17 protein-coding genes are annotated in these 21,570 nt (G+C 37.1%); 9 read left to right on the forward strand and 8 right to left on the reverse strand.

Annotated elements, in window-relative coordinates; translation table 11 throughout:
• Positions 1-45: 45 nt before the first annotated feature.
• Positions 46-912 (reverse strand): OmpA family protein, encoded by an 867-nt coding sequence (locus H4J75_RS12885; protein WP_182222367.1) that lies wholly within the window; start codon positions 910-912, stop codon positions 46-48.
• A 183-nt stretch (positions 913-1,095) separates the two neighbouring features.
• On the opposite strand from H4J75_RS12885, the gene rnt reads away from it, so the two are divergent.
• The gene (rnt, locus tag H4J75_RS12890; RefSeq protein WP_182216316.1) at positions 1,096-1,809 is read left to right on the forward strand and encodes a ribonuclease T; all 714 of its coding nucleotides are present in this window, start codon (positions 1,096-1,098) and stop codon (positions 1,807-1,809) included.
• On the opposite strand, the gene H4J75_RS12895 is transcribed toward rnt, so the two are convergent.
• The 3 genes from H4J75_RS12895 to H4J75_RS12905 all read right to left on the reverse strand — a co-directional run bounded on the left by H4J75_RS12895 (position 1,806) and on the right by H4J75_RS12905 (position 4,781).
• Complete coding sequence (locus H4J75_RS12895) at positions 1,806-2,180, reverse strand: hypothetical protein (protein ID WP_070376461.1); 375 nt, start codon at positions 2,178-2,180, stop codon at positions 1,806-1,808. The genes rnt and H4J75_RS12895 overlap by 4 nt on opposite strands.
• A 1,516-nt stretch (positions 2,181-3,696) precedes the next feature.
• Complete coding sequence (locus tag H4J75_RS12900) at positions 3,697-4,302, reverse strand: peroxiredoxin (protein WP_070376460.1); 606 nt, start codon at positions 4,300-4,302, stop codon at positions 3,697-3,699.
• Positions 4,303-4,442: 140 nt separating this feature from the next.
• On the reverse strand, positions 4,443-4,781 hold the full coding sequence (locus H4J75_RS12905) for a Grx4 family monothiol glutaredoxin (RefSeq protein ID WP_070376459.1): 339 nt from the start codon (positions 4,779-4,781) through the stop codon (positions 4,443-4,445).
• Between the two features lie 311 nt (positions 4,782-5,092).
• Here H4J75_RS12905 and sodB point away from each other — a divergent pair, with 311 nt between their 5' ends.
• The 4 genes from sodB to H4J75_RS12925 all read left to right on the forward strand — a co-directional run bounded on the left by sodB (position 5,093) and on the right by H4J75_RS12925 (position 10,814).
• The gene (gene sodB / locus H4J75_RS12910) at positions 5,093-5,674 is read left to right on the forward strand and encodes a superoxide dismutase [Fe] (RefSeq protein ID WP_070376458.1); all 582 of its coding nucleotides are present in this window, start codon (positions 5,093-5,095) and stop codon (positions 5,672-5,674) included.
• A gap of 362 nt (positions 5,675-6,036) precedes the next feature.
• Positions 6,037-7,971 carry a PrkA family serine protein kinase gene (locus H4J75_RS12915; protein WP_182222368.1) on the forward strand — a complete coding sequence of 645 codons (1,935 nt, stop codon included), beginning with the start codon at positions 6,037-6,039 and terminating at the stop codon, positions 7,969-7,971.
• A 45-nt stretch (positions 7,972-8,016) separates the two neighbouring features.
• Positions 8,017-9,294 (forward strand): YeaH/YhbH family protein, encoded by a 1,278-nt coding sequence (locus H4J75_RS12920; RefSeq protein WP_182222369.1) that lies wholly within the window; start codon positions 8,017-8,019, stop codon positions 9,292-9,294.
• Between the two features lie 26 nt (positions 9,295-9,320).
• The gene (locus H4J75_RS12925) at positions 9,321-10,814 is read left to right on the forward strand and encodes a SpoVR family protein (RefSeq protein ID WP_182222370.1); all 1,494 of its coding nucleotides are present in this window, start codon (positions 9,321-9,323) and stop codon (positions 10,812-10,814) included.
• A gap of 61 nt (positions 10,815-10,875) precedes the next feature.
• Here H4J75_RS12925 and fadR read toward each other — a convergent pair whose 3' ends face one another.
• Positions 10,876-11,586, reverse strand: coding sequence for a fatty acid metabolism transcriptional regulator FadR (gene fadR / locus H4J75_RS12930; RefSeq protein ID WP_182216326.1), 711 nt, complete (start codon positions 11,584-11,586; stop codon positions 10,876-10,878).
• 817 nt (positions 11,587-12,403) lie between these two features.
• Between fadR and nhaB the strand changes: the two genes are divergently transcribed.
• From nhaB to H4J75_RS12945, 3 genes are all read left to right on the forward strand, one after another.
• Positions 12,404-13,978, forward strand: a complete 1,575-nt coding sequence (gene nhaB, locus H4J75_RS12935) for a sodium/proton antiporter NhaB (protein ID WP_182222371.1) — start codon at positions 12,404-12,406, stop codon at positions 13,976-13,978.
• A gap of 238 nt (positions 13,979-14,216) precedes the next feature.
• On the forward strand, positions 14,217-14,735 hold the full coding sequence (gene dsbB, locus H4J75_RS12940) for a disulfide bond formation protein DsbB (RefSeq protein ID WP_182222372.1): 519 nt from the start codon (positions 14,217-14,219) through the stop codon (positions 14,733-14,735).
• A gap of 148 nt (positions 14,736-14,883) precedes the next feature.
• Complete coding sequence (locus tag H4J75_RS12945; RefSeq protein ID WP_182216331.1) at positions 14,884-15,600, forward strand: ZIP family metal transporter; 717 nt, start codon at positions 14,884-14,886, stop codon at positions 15,598-15,600.
• A gap of 93 nt (positions 15,601-15,693) precedes the next feature.
• Here H4J75_RS12945 and H4J75_RS12950 read toward each other — a convergent pair whose 3' ends face one another.
• From H4J75_RS12950 to H4J75_RS12960, 3 genes are all read right to left on the reverse strand, one after another.
• On the reverse strand, positions 15,694-17,070 hold the full coding sequence (locus tag H4J75_RS12950) for a DASS family sodium-coupled anion symporter (RefSeq protein WP_182222373.1): 1,377 nt from the start codon (positions 17,068-17,070) through the stop codon (positions 15,694-15,696).
• A 45-nt stretch (positions 17,071-17,115) separates the two neighbouring features.
• Positions 17,116-18,129 (reverse strand): beta-N-acetylhexosaminidase, encoded by a 1,014-nt coding sequence (gene nagZ / locus H4J75_RS12955; RefSeq protein WP_182216335.1) that lies wholly within the window; start codon positions 18,127-18,129, stop codon positions 17,116-17,118.
• 161 nt (positions 18,130-18,290) lie between these two features.
• On the reverse strand, positions 18,291-18,911 hold the full coding sequence (locus tag H4J75_RS12960; RefSeq protein WP_070376448.1) for a TetR/AcrR family transcriptional regulator: 621 nt from the start codon (positions 18,909-18,911) through the stop codon (positions 18,291-18,293).
• A gap of 741 nt (positions 18,912-19,652) precedes the next feature.
• Between H4J75_RS12960 and H4J75_RS12965 the strand changes: the two genes are divergently transcribed.
• Positions 19,653-21,494, forward strand: a complete 1,842-nt coding sequence (locus H4J75_RS12965; RefSeq protein WP_182216336.1) for a M2 family metallopeptidase — start codon at positions 19,653-19,655, stop codon at positions 21,492-21,494.
• The last annotated feature ends 76 nt before the right edge of the window (positions 21,495-21,570 follow it).

Below are 21,570 nucleotides of genomic sequence, written 5' to 3' on the forward strand. Positions count from 1 at the left end.
TCAACTGATTCTTTATAAAATAATTTTTTTGCAGTACATTCGTCTTTACGGTTGTTCCATTCTAATAACAACACGTCTGTTTTGTGCACGACCAATAACGGTATTGTTAGCAGCAATGTGGCGCTTTTCGCCATAACCTTTTGCTTCAATTCGACTAGGGTCAATACCACTCTTAACAAAATGCTCTCGAATCGTGTTTGCTCGGCGGTTTGATATTTTCAAGTTATCGTTTCTGCCACCATAACTGTCAGTATAACCGTCAATAAGCACCAACTCTAAGTTTTGATCTAAAGAAAGGTACTCTGCGATCATCGTTAAACGCTTTTTAGATGATTTGGTTAAACTATCACCACCAAATTGATAATTTAATACCGTATAAGAAATATCATCAAAATTGTAATTAAGTAAGTTACTGACACAACCAATAAATTCTTGGTAGGCACGGTTAAACTTAGCCGTTGATATACCAACAGAAATAAGATCGTTGTCGCTATACCAATCGTTATAGTAAAACGTGGGGTTCATGCCCTGCTCTAATTCATTAAGCATATTCCAAGCAACCTTTTTCGGTAGACTTGGCGCAAACTGCTTATGAAGTTTCATATTGGCAAGAGTTCGACCATTTTTTCCAGGGCGCCAATTAGGGGCAACAGAACGAACTTCTGCTAATGAATAAGTATCAGGTAAACGCATCATATCGAGTTCAAATTCCATATTCATTTTACGGTTTGCCGTACTGTAGAATTTTGCTTCACCATAATTAGGTATTTGGTGTGATAAGGTGCACTCTAGCCTTGAGTTATTAGTTAACTGCCAATTAGCGTGTTCTAAGTCAGCACCATACTGACGAATACCAGCATTAGCTTGGCTAACAAATACGCATAATAATAATGTGATGATAGTTTTTTTCATAAAATATTTATCTTTTATCCTGCCACGTATCTGTTATCGACCCAATATTCTATAACTTTAGCAGTTATCAGCAATATTTTCATAACTTTAAAGCTTCATCATAGCGTTCGCATAGAGTTTACATTTTTTTTCTGCGATAATTTACTCCTTGAAATTGAATGCTAACTTAAAAAAGATGTAAACATGAGTATAAATCCTGATACTAAAAATAAGAGTTCTGCTGATAAAAATATTAAAAGTGCTTTTGCACAGCGCTTTAGAGGTTATTTCCCAGTAGTCATCGATGTTGAAACAGCAGGTTTCAATTCACAAACTGATGCTTTACTGGAAATAGCAGCGACAACTTTATCGCTAGATGAAAGTACAGGTCAATTCTCTCTTGATGAAACAATTCACTTTAACGTAGAACCTTTTGAAGGCGCCAATTTAGAGCAAGCAGCATTAGAGTTCACCGGCATAGACCCAACAAACCCATTACGTGGTGCTGTTGATGAACACAAAGCGTTAACAGAGATTTTTAAGTTAATTAGAAAAAAGATGAAAATTGCCGGCTGTCAGCGTGCCGTTATGGTTGCTCATAATTCCGCTTTTGATTTGGGATTTGTCAATGCAGCCGTAGAACGTTGTTTGATAAAGCGATCACCCTTTCATCCTTTTGTTAGCTTTGATACCACAACATTATCTGGTTTAGCGCTTGGACAAACTGTTCTTGCAAAAGCGTGTTTAGCGGCAGGGTTAGACTTCAATAATAGTGAAGCTCATTCGGCATTATACGATACCGAAAAAACCGCTGAACTTTTTTGTTTTATCGTTAATAAATGGCAAAAAATGGGTGGTTGGCCCCTAGCAATAGTCGATGAAGAACAACAAGAGAGTGATACACCGGCAAGCGATTAAAATAATTTAGCTGAGCTACTGCGGTTATTATGTCGGCACAATAGATTTCTAACCGCTAAAACTATCAAAGTGAATGCAAAAAATTGAAAGAGTGAATTTTTGGTGACCATCAGAGTAAATACCCCAATAGCGTTGTAAATATAGGGTAAATATTCATAGAAGAGTTCAGGTATTTTATTTTTTATACCGAGTTTTTTTTGTTTATCGAGTCTTCGACAAGCCGAACGAGTAACTAATGTAACACAAGCAGCACTATAAAATAGCGCCGCAGAAATAAGCATAGGCCATGTCATATTAAAGGTAAGTAAATAACCACTTACAATAAAATACGCGAACGGTAAGTTCTCATAAAGCGTCTTAGGTACAAACAAAACGATTCCAGAAATCAATAAGGTGATAAATTAAGTGTAGGTTGATTTTCAACTTTTGATTGGCTTAATTTTAAACACTGTCACTTTCTATTATTTACCCTCTCAATGAAGCCACCGTTAGCCTGATATTGAAATAAACTCGAAGAGACACCCTCGGCTTTATACTGAAATACAACACGAAGAGACGCCGTCATCCTGATACTGAAATAAATTTGCAAAATAAGCCGTCATCCTGAACTTGTTTCAGGATCTCGTTGTTGACAAAACAAAAAACAGATACTGAAATAAATTCAGCATGACGAACTTAAGAGCCAATATCTATATATTTATATACAACTAACAAAAGACACCGTCATCCTGAACTTGTTTCAGGATCTAGTGCTTTAGATACTGAAATAAATTCAGCATGACGAACTCAAGAGCCAGTACTTATATACGTAAATACTGAAATACTTAAATACAACTCACAAAGACACCGTCATCCTGAACTTGTTTCAGGATCTCGTTCTTTAGATACTGAAATAAATTCAGCATGACGACCTCAAGAGCCAGTACTTTATATACCTAAATACTGAAATACTTAAATACAACTCACAAAGACACCGTCATCCTGAACTTGTTTCAGGATCTAGTGCTTTAGATACTGAAATAAATTCAGCATGACGACCTCAAGAGTCAGTACTTATATACTTAAATACAACTCGCAAAGACACTGTCATCCTGAACTTGTTTCAGGATCTCGTTGTTGACAAAACAAAAAGAGATACTGAAATAAATTCAGCATGACGATCTTAAGAGCCAGTACTTTATATACCTAAATACTGAAATACTGAAATACTTAAATACAACTCACAAAGACACCGTCATCCTGAACTTGTTTCAGGATCTCGTCGTTGTTGACAAAACAAAAACAGATACTGAAATAAATTCAGCATGACGACCTCAAGAGTCAGTACTTATATACTTAAATACAACTCGCAAAGACACTGTCATCCTGAACTTGTTTCAGGATCTCGTTGTTGACAAAACAAAAACAGATACTGAAATAAATTCAGTATGACGATCTTAAGGGCCAGTACTTTATATACCTAAATACTGAAATACTTAAATACAACTCACAAAGATACCGTCATCCTGAACTTGTTTCAGGATCTCGTTGTTGACAAACAAAAACAGATACTGAAATACAACTCGCAAATACACTGTCATCCTGAACTTGTTTCAGGATCTCGTTGTTGACAAAACAAAAACAGATACTGAAATAAATTCAGCATGACGGGATTGAACATCGTCACTCTTTGTCATCCTTGGCACCGTGACATACCGTTCTTCCTGAACATCGTCACTCTTTGCCATCCTTGGCACCGTGACATACCGTTCTTCCTGAACATCGTCACTCTTTGCCATCCTTGGCACCGTGACATACCGTTCTTCCTGAACATAAAAAAACCGCAATTAAGCGGTTTTTTATTACTTTTAATAATTACATCGGCTAACTAAAGCCTAAGTTATTATCTTAAAGCTTGTCAGCATTGTTAGCTAAGTAAGATGCAACGCCTTCAGGAGAAGCAGTCATACCTTTATCACCTTTGTTCCAGCCAGCTGGACAAACTTCGCCGTGCTCTTGGTGGAATTGTAATGCGTCAACCATACGGATCATTTCGTCAACGTCACGACCTAATGGTAAATCATTAATTACTTGATGACGTACATTGCCTTCTTCATCAATTAAGAAAGAACCACGAAATGCAACACCCGCTTCAGGATGTTCAACGTCGTACGCTTTACAGATTTCATGCTTTGTATCAGCAACTAAAGTATATTGTACTGGGCCAATACCGCCTTCGTTTACTGGAGTGTTACGCCATGCGTTATGAGAAAATTGTGAATCGATAGAAACACCAATAACTTCAACACCACGGCTTTTGAATTCTTCCATACGGTGATCAAAAGCTAATAACTCAGACGGACAAACAAAAGTAAAATCTAGAGGGTAGAAAAACACTACGGCTTTTTTACCTTTAATTGCTGTCGATAACGTAAAGCTATCAACAATTTCGCCACTACCTAAAACTGCTGCTGCAGTAAAATCTGGTGCTGCACGGCCAACTAATACACTCATTCTATTCTCCAATATTTTTATTAAATTGATTTAAATCATAAAACTGACGTACATCTATTATTGAGACGATAAGGTGATTTTCAACTTATTTTCATCTTTTTTAATAAAAAATTTAACTAACGTCAGTTTCAAAAATGATACTAAGCTTTTTCTTCAGAATTATTTTTTTCTGCAGCTTCTTTGATCAAGGTTTGTAATTCACCTTGTTGGAACATTTCCATAATAATGTCACAACCACCGACTAATTCACCGTCAACCCATAATTGTGGGAATGTTGGCCAATCAGCATACTTTGGTAATTCGGCACGAATATCAGGATTTTGTAAAATATCAACATAAGCAAATTTTTCACCACACTGCATTAGTGCTTGTGATGCTTGTGAAGAAAAGCCACAGCTAGGCAATTTAGGAGAACCTTTCATATAAAGCAAAATAGTGTTTTCAGAAAGTTGTTCTTTGATACGTTCAATAGTTTCCATGGGATACCTCTAATTACGACCGAAAAAACCTCGATCTTTACAATATAAAATTTAATGTTTATTACTTTGATTAATGGAGTCTGACACTAAAATAATCAAGGTAATAAAGACTAAAAAGCACTTATTTAGTAGAATAAACAATAACAGGCTTGATATTTACACTGGCAAAACCTATATAAATGGGTACACTAGTCAGGCTTTAATAATACTTGACTAGTTTACTAGGTTTTAACTGGTTTTTAAATAAAAGCACACAACTTCTTTATTTTTGCGCAAAAATAAATTTGTATAACCCATTTCTGGAGAAACTAATGGCTATTGAATTACCCGCATTACCCTATGCACAAGATGCACTTGTACCACATATTTCAGCTGAAACACTTGAGTTTCACTACGGTAAGCATCACAACACTTATGTTGTAAAGCTTAATGGATTAATTGAAGGTACTGATTTTGAAGGCAAGTCTTTAGAAGACATCGTGAAGACTTCATCAGCAGGCATTTTCAATAATGCAGCACAAATTTGGAATCACACATTCTACTGGAACAGCTTAAGCCCTAACGGCGGCGGTGAACCAACAGGCGCTTTAGCTGATGCGATCAATGCAAGCTTTGGTTCTTTCGCTGAATTTAAAACAAAATTTACTGAAAGTGCAATCAACAACTTTGGTTCAAGCTGGACATGGTTAGTGAAAAAAGCAGATGGTAGCCTTGCTATCGTTAACACTTCAAATGCTGCAACACCATTAACTGATGAGAGCGTTACACCGTTATTAACAGTAGATTTATGGGAACATGCTTACTACATTGATTACCGTAATCTTCGTCCAAGCTACATGGCTGGTTTTTGGGCATTAGCTAACTGGGATTTTGCTGCGGCAAACTTCGCTTAATTTATATTCATTAAAGATTAATTTATTAACCTTTAAGTAAGAATTTTATTGAAAACCAGAGTACCTACTCTGGTTTTTTTATGCTTAAAATTCAATAAAAGTGTCCTTTTTCTTTTTAATTCAATATAAAAGATTTTTATATTTTCCTCTTTGCTTACAAAAAAAATCTCTAATTATTCTCAACCTTAAAAAATACCGTCTAGACTTAATGGTAGACATACTCGTTTCAATGCAAAGTTTAGTGTCTTGTTGGGGCGAATATCGATAGTTTCTCGGTCTTATTTGAATGAGTTAAACAATATCGACTTTGTACTACGGTAAGTTTTTACTCATCTGCAAATTTTTTCCTTATGGAGGCAGTTATGAGTATTTTTCAGCATTATCAATCACGTTACGATGAAGCTAAAGAAGAGAACTTTAGTATTCAAGCATTTTTAGCTATTTGTCAAAAAGACAAACTTGCTTACGCCACCGCTTCTGAGCGCTTATTGAAGGCCATTGGCGAGCCTGAAATGATAGACACCTCAAATGAACCTACCTTAAGCCGTATATTTTCTAATCGGGTAATTGCTCGCTATCCTGCCTTTAAGGAATTTTATGGCATGGAAGAAGCTATAGAGCAGATTGTTGCCTACCTTAAGCATGCTTCACAAGGACTGGAAGAACAGAAACAAATACTCTATTTATTAGGGCCTGTGGGTGGAGGAAAATCATCATTAGCTGAAAAATTAAAAGCATTGATGCAGCAAGAGCCTATCTATGTGCTCAGTGCTAATGGCATAAGAAGCCCGGTAAATGACCACCCTTTTTGTTTATTCGACGCAAATGCAGATGGTAAGATATTAAAAAAAGAATATAAAATACCAGAACGTTATTTAAAGACCATTATGTCGCCTTGGGTGGCTAAAAGGCTGCATGAATATCAAGGTGATATTGCAAAATTTGAGGTGGTTAAGTTATATCCTTCAATTCTTGATCAAATAGCCATTGCAAAAACAGAGCCTGGCGACGATAACAATCAAGATATTTCAGCCCTGGTTGGTAAAGTTGATATTCGACAGTTAGAGCACTTTTCACAAAATGATCCTGATGCCTATAGCTATTCAGGCGCATTGTGTCGAGCGAATCAAGGCATGATGGAATTTGTCGAAATGTTCAAAGCCCCCATTAAAGTATTGCATCCGTTGTTAACAGCAACACAAGAAGGTAACTATAATCCAACAGAAGGATTATCAGCCCTGCCCTTTAATGGCATATTGCTTGCGCATTCTAATGAGTCAGAATGGCAAACCTTTAGAAATAACAAAAACAACGAAGCCTTTTTGGACCGCGTTTATATGGTCAAAGTCCCTTACTGTATGCGTATTTCTGAAGAAGTAAAAATTTATAAAAAATTACTCGAAAACAGTGAATTAAAAAATGCACATTGTGCGCCAGATACGTTAGAAACCTTAGCGCAGTTTTCTGTACTATCACGTTTAAAAGATCCCGAGAACTCTAGTATTTATTCTAAAATGCGCGTTTATGACGGCGAAAGCTTAAAAGACACCGACCCAAAAGCTAAGTCGTATCAAGAATACCGTGATTATGCGGGCATGGATGAAGGTATGTCTGGGCTATCAACACGTTTTGCTTTTAAAATATTATCACGCGTTTTTAATTTTGATCATTTAGAAGTTGCCGCAAATCCAGTACATTTATTTTATGTACTCGAGCAACAAATTGAACGAGAGCAATTACCCCAAGAAACAGCCGAGCGATATTTAGAGTTCATTAAAGGTTACTTGTCAGCTCAATACATAGAATTTATTGGCAAGGAAATTCAAACGGCTTATTTAGAGTCTTATTCTGAATATGGACAAAACATCTTTGATCGCTATGTCACTTATGCTGATTTTTGGATACAAGACCAAGAGTATCGCGATGCTGAAACTGGACAGCTTTTCGACCGAGAAGCCTTAAATAATGAATTAGAAAAAGTAGAAAAGCCTGCTGGCATTAGTAACCCTAAAGATTTTCGTAATGAAATTGTCAATTTTGTATTACGTGCTAAAGCCAATAACAACGGTAAGAACCCCAACTGGACAAGTTACGAAAAACTGCGCACGGTTATTGAGAAAAAAATGTTCTCGAATACTGAAGATTTATTACCCGTTATTTCCTTTAACACTAAAACATCAAATGACGACCAGCAAAAACATGACGATTTTATAGAACGCATGATGAGTAAAGGTTATACAAAAAAACAAGTGCGGTTACTGTCAGAGTGGTATTTACGGGTAAGAAAGTCTTCTTAACTTGTACTTTATTGTTTTAAAAAGCCAATAAAGTAGGAGGATAATATGGCGAATTTTATTGATAGACGCTTAAATAGCAAAAACAAAAGCACGGTTAATCGCCAGCGCTTTATTAAACGCTATAAAAGCCAAATAAAGAAATCCGTTGAACAAGCGATTAATAAACGCAGTGTTACTGATGTTGATCGTGGTGAGGACATTACCATCACCAAAAAAGATTTATCTGAACCTGTTTTTCATCAGGGCAAAGGGGGTGTTAAAGATAGAGTTCACCCGGGTAATGACCAATTTTCAACCGGCGATCAAATCAAACGCCCTCCACAACAGCAAGGACAAGGTAGCGGTAAAGGTGATGCCAGTAACACTGGTGAGGGAGATGATGATTTTATTTTTTCTATTTCTAAAGATGAATATTTGAACTTACTTTTTGAAGATCTTGAATTGCCAAATTTAGAAAAGAACCAATTAGATACGTTAATTGATTATAAAACTGTTCGATCGGGTTATTGTGCTGAAGGCGTCCCCTCAAATATAGATATTGTAAAATCCCTACAGGGATCAATAGCAAGACGTATTGCCATGACATCAACCAAGCGTAAAGAGTTAAAAGTCCTTGAACTCGCCTTAGCGGCATTAATGGCTGATAAACATGATCATGTCCAAAAAATTAAAGACCTAAACAATCAGATCGACATGCTTAAAGGTAAAATCAGTAAAGTCCCTTTTATTGACACCTTTGATTTACGTTTTAGAAACTATGCAAAACAAGCCCTACCTACATCAAAGGCGGTGATGTTCTGTTTAATGGATGTTTCAGGCTCTATGGACCAAGCCACTAAAGATATTGCCAAACGATTTTATCTCTTATTGTATTTGTTTCTCACCCGCACCTATAAAACGATTGATGTGGTCTATATTCGACACCACACGCAAGCAAAAGAGGTTGATGAAGAAGAGTTTTTTTATTCGCAAGAAACTGGCGGCACTATTGCTTCAAGTGCATTAGATTTAATGATTAAAATAATGGATGAGCGTTATAAGGAAAGCGAATGGAATATTTACGCCGCGCAGGCCTCTGATGGAGATAACTGGGCCGATGACTCTCCTCGTTGTCAAAAATTACTCACTGAGCATATTCTACCTAAAGCACGCTACTTTAGTTACATTGAAATATCACAACGACCTCATCAAACACTTTGGCAGCAATATCAAGAAATTGCAGCATATACAGAACATTTTGCAATACAACATATTAAAAGCGTTGAAGATATTTATCCTGTTTTTAGAAAGCTTTTCAAGAAAAATCACAGTAAAGCAGCCTAAGTTAATAATGGCAAAGGAGGCAAATAATGGACAAACGTAACCCCTTAAGTGACCAGTGTGACTGGAACTTTGATTTACTTGATCAATATCAAACTGAAATTGCACGGGTTGCAAAGCATTATCGATTGGAGACTTACGCCAACCAAATTGAAGTGATCACCGCAGAGCAAATGATGGATGCATACGCTAGTGTCGGTATGCCTATTGGATATAACCATTGGACATTTGGTAAAAAATTTATTCAAACAGAGCAAAACTATAAACGTGGTCAAATGGGATTAGCCTACGAAATTGTTATCAATTCTGATCCTTGTATTTCATATTTAATGGAAGAGAATTCTATGACCATGCAAGCACTCGTTATGGCACATGCTTGTTACGGACATAATTCTTTTTTTAAAGGTAATTATTTATTCCAAACCTGGACTGATGCGAGCTCAATAATTGACTACTTATTGTTTGCTAAAAACTACATTAGCGAATGTGAACAAAAATTTGGCATTAGTGAGGTTGAATCATGCTTAGATGCTTGTCATGCATTAATGAATCACGGTGTTGACCGCTATAAACGTCCACAAAAGATATCATTAGAGGAAGAGTTACAACGTCAAAAGGACCGTGAAGCATATTTACAATCGCAGGTGAATACATTATGGCGAACATTACCCAAAAACAAAGATAATGCTAAAGATAAGAAACCGACATTTCCAAATGAACCGCAAGAAAACATTTTATATTTCATTGAAAAATATGCGCCCTTACTAAAACCATGGCAAAGAGAAATTGTACGCATTGTTCGAAAAATCTCGCAATACTTTTATCCGCAAAAACAAACACAAGTCATGAACGAGGGCTGGGCCTGCTTTTGGCATTACACACTGCTAAACCATTTATATGATGAAGGCTTAGTTACCGATAAGTTCATGATGGAATTTTTACATAACCATACCAATGTTGTCGCTCAACCCAATTACAACAGTCCTCATTATTCTGGTATTAATCCTTATGCGTTAGGCTTTAATATGTTTATAGATATTAGAAGAATATGTGAACACCCAACAGAAGAAGATAAACGATGGTTTCCAGAAATAGCCAATAGTAATTGGTTAGATACTTTACATTTTGCCATGAAAAATTTCAAAGATGAAAGCTTTATTAGTCAATATTTATCACCAAAACTAATGCGCGATTTCAAGTTATTTTATTTACACGATGATGAAAAAGAAAATTTTATTGACGTGGCGGCTATTCACAATGAAAGTGGCTACAAAAAAGTAAGAAGCGCGTTATCTGAACAGTATAATTTGAGTAATCTGGAGGTTAATATTCAGGTAACAAATGCTGATGTTGATGGTGACCGATCGCTAACATTGAAATATACACCACACCAAAATGTTCCGCTAGACGATTCAAAAGATGAAGTGATGAAACATTTATATACCTTATGGCAATTTGACGTGCGGTTAGTACAGAACAATGAAGAGGGGGATGAAGAAGTTATTGCACAATATCCAGAATGAGAGAGCAGTGAAGATAATTAAAAGGCAAGTTAACTCTTGCCTTTTAATCACTATAGATAATTTATTCAGATAGCTCTTTTAATACGTCATCTTTAAGTTCTAGCCAAAGCTTACCTGACTCGATACCATATTTACGTACGGCAAATATAGATTCATCAAACTTATCTTCGCTAGCTAATTCAATTAATTTCTTATAATAGACTCGAGATATCTCACGACCTTTAGGATGAGAAAAATATAAAGTACCTAGACGAGAATATAAGCCTCTAAAGCCATTTAAGATTAATAAATAGATAGAATTTCCAGAGGCAACCACCAACTCTTTATTTAATCGATAATCAAACTCGGCAAAGGCTTCTCCGTTATCTTCTACATCTTCATAAGCTTTAATGAGCTCAATCACTTTTTCAGCATTATTTTTAATCGCGCCACGAATATAAATGGCGCTAATATTTGTCCGAGCTGACATTAAATTGTCAACCAGATCAGGTATGCCTTCTTGATCGAGTTGAGCCAAGGTTTCAAGAATATTTAAACTAGAGGTTTCCCAAAAGTTATTCACTTTGGTGGGTTTACCGTGCTTAATAGTCAACCAGCCATCTCGTGCTAAGCGCTGTAAAACTTCACGTAATGTTGTACGCGTAACGCCAATGAGTTCAGATAACTCTCGTTCAGCCGGAAGTATAGAACCGGGGGGGAAACCACCGTTCCAAATAGACTCAACAATATATTGCTCTGCAAACCCTGCTGGGCTATGTGCTTTGATAACCATACTGCTCCACACAATATCTTAATCTTAAAATTTTAACTGATTGTACCAGAACATCTATTTGGCACAAGCGGATAAATTCGACGTTACTGTCAACGTTGGTCACTTATGTGGATACTCAGTGGCAACCTCACACTATATTTTGTGAAAAACAACAGAGTTAACCCCTGTTTATTAGCGGCTGTAGAGAGATAAGCCTTTAATTTATGAATAATAAATAATTTTATGTGTAGATAAAGTCAGTAAGTCAAAATGAAATTTACTATTTTATTTTTAAGTCAATACTGAACTAGCGTCTAAAAAACTATTAATATTTAAAGCTAATGCCTGATAAGAAGCGATGAGTTAAGTCACGAAAGCACCCCCTAATAAATTTTTATCTTATTAAAGTACTTATTATGCATAAACATCGATTAACTCAATAATTTAGCAATATTAACATGCTATATTCTGCGAAATAGCATGACAAATCTAGAATTAGCTTACTCATTGTGAATTTATAGCTCAATCGATGGTGTTTAACGCGGGGCTAAAGTGTGTATTTATAAAGGCAATATTTAATTTAATACTGCAGAGTCGAAGCATTTCAAGCAAAACGGCAATTCAATAAATATCACTGCGGCTAAGTTATTAAATAATATAAAGGACTCATGCCTGATATTCTCAGAAGAAAAGGCCACGATTACGCTATAAAGATAGATTATTTACAAGCTTTTCAATGGTACTTAAACTACTATGCATTTTTTATCAAAATAACAGAAACAAGATCCATTCAAGGCGAGACACAATTCGTCATATACTTAAAATAAACAGGTCAATTATGCAACAACCCTTCATGAGTGCATTTTATAAAAACTTTCTTGGCAACTCGCCTGAGTGGTACAAGCTGGCAATTATCTCATTCTTAGTGATTAACCCTATCCTCTTTTTCTATGTTGACCCCTATATTGCAGGTTGGGCATTAGTCATAGAGTTTATATTCACTTTAGCAATGGCATTAAAATGTTACCCGCTGCAACCCGGCGGTTTATTAACGATTGAAGCTATTGCCATAGGGATGACTTCACCCGCTCATGTAAAACATGAATTAATGATTAACTTCGAAGTACTTCTGCTGCTGATTTTTATGGTTGCTGGAATATATTTCATGAAGAGTTTGTTGCTCTTTTTGTTCACGAAAATAGTCACTAAGATCCGTTCAAAAATAGTGGTGTCATTATTATTCTGTTTTTCAGGGGCATTTTTATCAGCCTTTTTAGATGCATTAACCGTCATTGCGGTAATAATCAGCGTTGGCTTAGGTTTTTATTCTGTCTATCATAAAGCTGCCTCTATAGGTGAAGACCATCCCCATGACAATCCCGATGATGATGATATAAAAAGCGATTTACAAAGCTTTAGAGGATATTTACGTAACCTATTGATGCACGCGGGTGTTGGTACAGCTTTAGGTGGTGTATGTACTATCGTGGGCGAACCACAAAATTTGATTATTGGTCAGCAAGCCGGTTGGGATTTCATTGAATTCACCATTCGGATGTCACCCGTTACTATTCCTGTATTTGTTTCAGGTTTAATCACATGTGCTTTATTAGAAAAGTTCAAATGGTTTGGTTATGGTTTTGCCCTGCCAGAAAATGTTTATCAAATATTACGTGACTTCGACATTGAAGAAAGTAAAAAACGCAATAAAAGTGATAATGTAAAATTAGTCGTGCAAGGATTAATCGCCGTTTGGTTGATTGTTGGTTTAGCATTACATTTAGCGCCAGTTGGCTTAATTGGTTTATCCGTTATTATACTTGCAACCGTTTTCACAGGTGTAACTGAAGAACATCAAATTGGTCATGCTTTTGAAGAAGCATTACCTTTTACCGCGCTATTAGTGGTGTTTTTGTCCATCGTTGCCGTTATTGTTGACCAACAATTATTTACGCCCGTCATCACTTGGGTATTAACTTTTGAAGGTAACATGCAATTAGTCATGTTTTATTTAGCTAATGGCCTATTATCTATGGTCAGTGACAACGTATTTGTTGGCACGGTATACATTACTGAAATTGAAAAAGCACTTTCTTCAGGAATAATAAGCCGTGACCAATTTGATTTACTTGCTGTTGCTATTAACACAGGAACTAACTTGCCGAGTGTTGCTACGCCAAATGGCCAAGCTGCGTTTTTATTCCTATTAACTTCAGCGCTTGCTCCATTAGTTAGATTGTCATATGGCCGTATGGTTATTATGGCTTTCCCTTATACTATCGTATTGACCATTATTGGTTTACTTGCTATTTCTTCAGGTCATTTGGAGCAATCGACACAAGATTTTTATGACTCGGGTTTAATTCAGCATCACATGACTGAAGGTGGGGTTTCATCTTCACAAGAACACTAAAGTTAACATATAGTAGTTTTACTGTTAACTTGTATCAATAAAGCGCCCTTATGGCGCTTTATTGATACTAATGATAAAAGTCATTTTTGTGCAAAAAACTAAGTGCTAGCAACTATCACGCTAATGTCACTATCACATCAATTTAAGTGTCAATATGTGATGATGCCTATAGTTAACTAGATAACAATCTAAAATAACAATCTAAAATAACAACATTGAACATGATTAAGGAAAACTTTTGAAATTTTTAAGTGATTTATCAGTAAACACTCGCGCTTGGCAATTACTTAGCCTAACCATCTTTGGTTTAGAATTATCGGCTCTTTATTTTCAATACGTAATGGGCTTAGCTCCTTGCATTATGTGTATTTACCAACGTACAGCACTATGGGGAATATTCTTTGCTGGCATAGTTGGCAGCATGGGCAATAAAAATACTCTCTTACGCTCAGTCGCATTGACACTCTGGGGTGTTAGCGCTATATGGGGGTTATTGATTGCCATTGAGCACGTTGAAATTCAATCAGCTACATTATCATTTCTCTATAGTTGTGAGTTTGTACCTAACTTCCCAAGTTGGGCCCCTTTACACAAATGGTTACCTTCTTTGTTTGAAGCAACAGGAGATTGTGGTGACATAAATTGGCAATTCTTCGGTTATACTATGCCACAAATGATGATTGTTGTTTTTGGTGGTTTTACTGCTGCGCTAGTGGTAATTGTATTAGCTCAACTGATCAATAAAAAATCACTGTGATCATTTAAAATGTCGATTTACTCGCTGCTTTTAATAAAGGGTCACAGAACACAGTAGTCAAATTATAAGGCCTTTAATGGCCTAACTAATATCATTGTATTAAACAATAGCCTCACAATGGGGCACTTACTGCTTAAGTGATAAAATCATGTCTATATTACTCACTGTTATCGTATCAACATTTCTTGCTGGTTTGGCTATGCCACTTGGTGCTGCCCTTGCCTGCTTCGAAAAAATTGGCAATGACTGGCTTGAACAAGAGCTCAGACATAGCGTTATGGCTTTTGGTGGCGGAGCGCTGTTGTCGGCAGTTGCCTTAGTATTAGTACCTGAAGGAATGGGAAATCTTGATATATTACCCGCATGCATTTGGTTTATTGTTGGCGGGCTTAGCTTTATGGCACTAGATATTTATCTTAAAAAAATAGATACACCTGCCAGTCAACTAGCAGCAATGCTTGCTGATTTCATTCCAGAATCAATAGCACTTGGAGCAGCATTCGCAACAGGAAGTAGTAGTGCATATTTGCTAGCTGGTTTAATTGCCTTACAAAACTTACCTGAAGGATTTAGCGCTTATCGTGAGTTAAGTGCATCTTCAAGTTATAAACCGCAAAAAATTATCATGGTCTTTGCTTTAATGGCAATACTTGGGCCTATCGCCGCAGTTTCTGGCTATTTATGGCTATCTGAGTCCCCCAAGATTATTGGCGCGGTTATGCTTTTCGCTTCAGGCGGAATTCTTTATTCAATATTTCAAGATTTGGCACCACAAGTAAAATTAGAAAATCATTGGGCTCCACCGATGGGCGCTGTGTTAGGCTTTACTCTTGGCATGTTGGGGCTAATGTTAACGGCAGCATAAATCATAATGGCGTTATAATAGAAGCATAATTTGCCATTACATTTATGCTAGGTAATTAAGATAAAGGGGCTAAAATTTAGCCCCTTATTTTTGTTATAACAAAAATAAATAGCAAACAATTGCTATTAAACAAGACAAGATAAAACTTAATATTGCCCCTTCTTTCACCATATCTTTAATTTCAAGTTCACCAGTACCATAAGCAATTGCATTAGGCGCAGTAGCAACAGGCAGCATAAAAGCGCAACTCGCGCACATAGCGGCGGGCACCATTAATACCATAGGATCGTAACCAGCAGAGGTGGCAACGACAGCCAAAATAGGCATAAGTAAGGTTGCTGTCGCGGTGTTACTGGTAATTTCTGTGAGGTAAGTAACCACTAAACAAATTGTCAGTATCATCACAATTACCGGTAAATTAGCCAACGAAGACAGCCATTCGCCTAGTATCTGGCTTAAACCTGATTCAACAAACCCTTTAGCAATGGCAATACCGCCAGCAAATAACAGCAACATTCCCCAGGGTATTGATTTAGCAGTGTCCCAATCAAGCAGGCGCGAGCCCTTACCATTAGGGATTAAAAACATTAACACCACGGCAAATAAAGCGACGGTGCTGTCACCCGCAATTTGAACATTTAATAGGTCACTCCAGCCACCAAAGGGCTCTGAGCGAGTGATCCATGCGAGTGCTGTAAGGCCAAAAACCCACAGTGTTCTTTTTTCTTCACTTCGCCATTCGCCTTGCGCGGGTAACTTTATTTCATGGTCGAGTTTTACCTTTCTTGTTAGCCAGAATGCCATAATAGGTAAAGCGATTAACACTATCGGGACGCCTATTTTCATCCATGATAAAAACCCAAATTCTCGGCCAGTATTTTCTTCATATATGCCCATAAAAATAACATTGGGTGGTGTACCAATAGGGGTACCAATACCGCCAACCGACGCAGCATAGGCAATACCTAAAATTAAAGCGACTTTAAGTTCTTTGTTATCTACATGAGTAAGTATAGCTAATGCAATCGGCAGCATAATTAAAGTCGTTGCGGTATTTGAAATCCACATACTTAATAAAGCAGACGCTAACATAATACCAAAGACTAATCGCCGCCCACTTGATACGCCAACTAACTTAACCATGTAAACAGCAAGTCTTTGGTGTGCTCCACTTTTCTCTATCGCTTTAGAGAGCATAAATGCCCCCATTAACAATAAAATAACGTGACTACCTAATGATGAAGCTACTGTTTTATGATCAACAACCCCCAGTAGTGGCAGCAAAGCAAAAGGGACTAAAGATGTTGCAGGAATGGGGATCGCTTCACTAACCCACCAAATAACGGTGAGTAATGTTATTGCCGCCGCAGTTGCGGGTTTTTCTGCTAAGCCTAACCAAAGTAGCAAAAAGTAAAAACCAAAGGCTAGTGCGGGTGCTAAGACAATAAAACTTTGTTTAGTTAACTTCATTTAACTCTCTATTTTTATTATTTTTAAGAGGACGATAAAATTATTTTATAAGTATTCGGCTAATGCTTGTCGAGCATGTTGCCAATGAGTATTCGCCTTTAACTCACTGAGCCCACTCGTAGACGTTTTCAATAAACGTAATAAGCGCTGATTACTTTTTTCATCAATAGTGATATTGGCATGGTCAATGACATCTATACAGCTATCTCGGTTATTACACAGTAATAGCATGTCGCAACCTGCTTGTTGAGCTGCTTCAGCACGTTCAACATAACCACCAACACATGCAGCACCTTCCATCGATAAATCATCACTGAAAATAACGCCACTAAAACCAAGTTGCTTACGCAAAATATCTTTGAGCCAGTAAGGAGAAAAACCGACAGCTTCGCGGTCAACGTCAGGGAAAATAACGTGGGCAGGCATTAATGCATCGACCTTATTGCTATTAATTAACGTTTTAAAAGGTAACATATCAACAGCGAATATTTCATCACGTGAACGAGAGTCAATAGGTAAAGCAAGGTGAGAATCAGCTTCAACACTGCCATGACCAGGAAAATGCTTACCCGTAGCTTTCATACCAACCAAATGTAAGCCATCGACAAAAGCACTAGCGAGTTGACAAACAATTTCTGGATTTTTATGAAAAGCTCTATCGCCAATAACAGCACTAATATCGTTAATATCAAGAATAGGTGCAAAACTGATATCAATACCGACGGCTTGAACTTCTAATGCCATTAATATTGCACTTTGTTTAGCCAACTCTTGCGCCACACTAATATTTTCTTCGGCAAAGTGCCAAATCTTACCCATTGCCGGAATAAGAGAGAAGCCATCACGAAATCGCTGAACTCGACCACCTTCATGGTCAACGGCAATAATCAATGGCTTTTTAGCGGCACGGCGGATATCAGCAGTCAATTCTGCTATTTGTTCAGGGGATTCATAATTACGAGTAAATAAAATTAACCCGCCAACAAGAGGATGTTGCAGAAGCTCTTTGTCTTCTGCCGTTAAAGATGTGCCAAGCACATCTAGCATAATAGGACCCATATACACACTTTGAAGATGATAAGTTTTTGATGTTGCTACTTTACCTAAATCAATAGTAATTACAAAGGCTGATATTGATATATAACGGTGATACCTGAAAATTATCGCTGACAGATCGAAGTATCACGGATATATCATATCAAAATGATAAAAGAGTAAGATTAAAGTAAAGGAGCAGCAACACCTGCGGCGACATAAGGGATAACTTGTTTAATCACGCCGGCAATGTCCATATTACGATCAAAATCACTTTTAGCGATATCAATTAAAGCATCACTCGAAGACATGGTAAAAACCACTGTGCCCATAGTGAAGTGCAAACGCCAAAACATTTCTTCAGCAGTAAGCTCTGGATAAGCTTTTTGCACCGCTTTAACAAAGTTATTAATAACGCCGGGGTATTGTGTAGTTAAGAACCAACGCAAAAAGCCTTGGCTATCGCTATAACCCCGTCCTAATAATTGTAAAAAATTACTGGTACCATTTTCTTTAAATTCATTTAATGATAACAAGGGTTCAATAAAAGCTGAAAACACTTCAAGTAAGGTTAAATCATCTTGTTCGCATATATTCACTAGCGATAATTCTAAACGAGGTGAAAGCTCGTTCATATAACGAGACATTACTGATTTTATTAACTCTTTTTTAGAGCCAAAATGGTAATTTACTGCGGCTAAATTAACTTCTGCTTGGCTAGTAATTTCTCTTAATGATGTACCATTAAAACCTTGCGTTGCGAATAATTTTTCTGCTGCATCTAAAATTTTGTTTTTTGTACTCATGTGCCAACGGTACCTCTTACCTGCGCCCTAAATGAAAATATTCATCATTAATTAAGACTAGTTTAAACAAGCGTTTGAAATAACGCAACAATGAATATACAAATCAATAAATTTACATTGAAATTCAACAAGATAACCTTTGTTTTGGTATAACCACCTCCTCTATTACCTATTCACAGCCAGATGAATATGGCAACGATCACAATACAGACCAAACGTTGTTATATTCGTAAAAAACGCAACGTAGACCTTTACGTTTTATTGAAGAGGATATTGAAGCGTACAAAGTACTGGAGATGACGATCAGTTCAGTCCAAGAATAAAAGTTAAGCCCTAGCATTAAATTCTACGTTTATAAGCCTAATTTAACCTTAATCACATTCGCTAAGGTTAAGTTTTACACACTGAAACTAAAGAGCATAATATGGCGATATAAAGCACTCAACGTAAAAGTGTTTAGTGCTTTTTATCGAAACAACTAAAACGTTTAGATACGTTGATACTTCCCTACTGGTTTATCTTATTTAATCTACATAGGTTATCTTTAATCTCGACTTTTATTTAACGTTAATCGCGTTAACGTTTGCCCGTTAATTACCTAGTAAGATAATGGTCAAACTTACTTAATCACAGAGTATTGTAAAAGTTTGATCAGTTTTTGCGGTCAAAGCTTTAAGCTGACTAGACAATTTTATATACTGGCGATTCATTATCTATTAATAATAAAAATATAAGACTGTTATGATAAAACTATTCAAACAAACAAGCGTAGCCTTGTGTGTATTGGCCTCACTTACTGCATGTAATGATGAAAATTCTACACAAACTGAACAAGCACAAACGCAAGTAGCTCCAGCATTAACAGCAAAAGATGCGAATGTATTTCTTAACGCTACCGAAAAAGAATTAATCGCTCTAGGTATTGAGGGGAGCCGCGCCGAATGGATTTATTCAAATTTTATTACCGATGATACAGCCGCCCTATCTGCGGCAGCAAACCAAAAATCAACAGAAGCTGGCGTTCGTTTCGCTATGGCAGCGGCTAAATTTGACGATGTCGATGTTACAGAGACACAACGTAGAAAATTAAATACCTTAAAACAAAGCTTAGTTATGCCAGCGCCACAAGATTCTGAAAAGTCAGCTGAACTGGCAAAAATTGGCTCTGAACTTGGCGGCATGTACGGTAAAGGAACATACACGACCCAAGCTGGAAAAAAATTAAGCTTGGGTGAAATGACTTCGACGATGGCAACATCACGTGATTACGACGAATTGCTAGAAATGTGGCAAGGCTGGCGAACAATTAGTCCAGAGATGAAACCTTTATTTGTTCGTCAATCTGAATTAGGCAATGAGGGTGCACAAGGGCTAGGCTACAAAGACTTAGGCGCCATGTGGCGTTCAAACTACGATATGCCTGCTGACGATTTCGCTAAAGAACTTGACCGTTTATGGGGACAAGTAAAGCCCTTGTACGATGACCTTCACTGCTATGTTCGCAGCGAACTAGGCAAAACCTATGGAGAAGATAAGGTAGCACAAGACCAACCTATTCCCGCTCATTTGTTGGGTAATATGTGGGCACAATCATGGGGGAATATCTATGAGTTAGTTGCTCCTGAAAATGCAGATCCAGGTTATGATGTTACCGAGCAGTTAGCTGCAAATAACTATGACGAAATTAAAATGGTTGCAGGGGCTGAAACCTTTTTTACATCTTTAGGGTTCGAAGCATTACCTGAAACATTCTGGACGCGATCATTATTTACTAAACCAGCAGACCGCGATGTTGTTTGTCATGCTTCCGCTTGGGATCTTGATGCAAAAGATGATATTCGCATTAAAATGTGTATTCAAAAAACCGGCGAAGAGTTCAACGTTATTCACCACGAACTTGGTCATAATTTCTATCAGCGCGCTTACCAAGATCAACCCGTTTATTTTCAAAATAGTGCCAACGATGGTTTTCATGAAGCGATTGGTGACACCATTGCACTTTCAGTAACACCTAAATACTTGAAAGAAATTGGCTTAATCGACACTATCCCTGACGAATCAAAAGATATTGGTTTATTAATGAAAATGGCGTTAGAGAAAATAGCCTTTATCCCCTTTGGCTTAATGGTTGATCAATGGCGTTGGAAAGTCTATTCAGGAGAAATTACACCAGAGAATTACAATACAGCTTGGTGGGAATTACGTCAAAAGTATCAAGGTATTGCTGCACCCGTAGCTCGTGAAGTTGATGCATTTGACCCCGGTGCGAAATACCATGTGCCTGGTGGCGTACCTTACAGTCGATATTTCTTAGCGCATATTCAACAATTTGAGTTTCATAAAGCGCTTTGTGAAATATCAGGTAATACCGATCCCATTCATCGCTGTTCAATTTACAACTCTAAGGCTGCCGGTAAAGCACTTAATACCGTGTTAGAAATGGGCTCTAGTCAGCCTTGGCAAGAAGCTTATAAAGTGTTGACTGGGAGTAAACAAATGGACGCAACCGCAGTACTCGATTACTTTGCTCCTTTACAAGTCTGGTTAAAAGAGAAGAACAAAGGCAAGCAATGTGGTTTCTAATCTTTTAATGCCATTATAATTTTTTATGACAAAAGCCTGATAATTGACTTATCAGGCTTTTTTATTGGGGAGAATG

The sequence above is a fragment of the Colwellia sp. BRX10-1 genome, from assembly GCF_014077545.1.
Taxonomy (GTDB): domain Bacteria; phylum Pseudomonadota; class Gammaproteobacteria; order Enterobacterales; family Alteromonadaceae; genus Colwellia_A.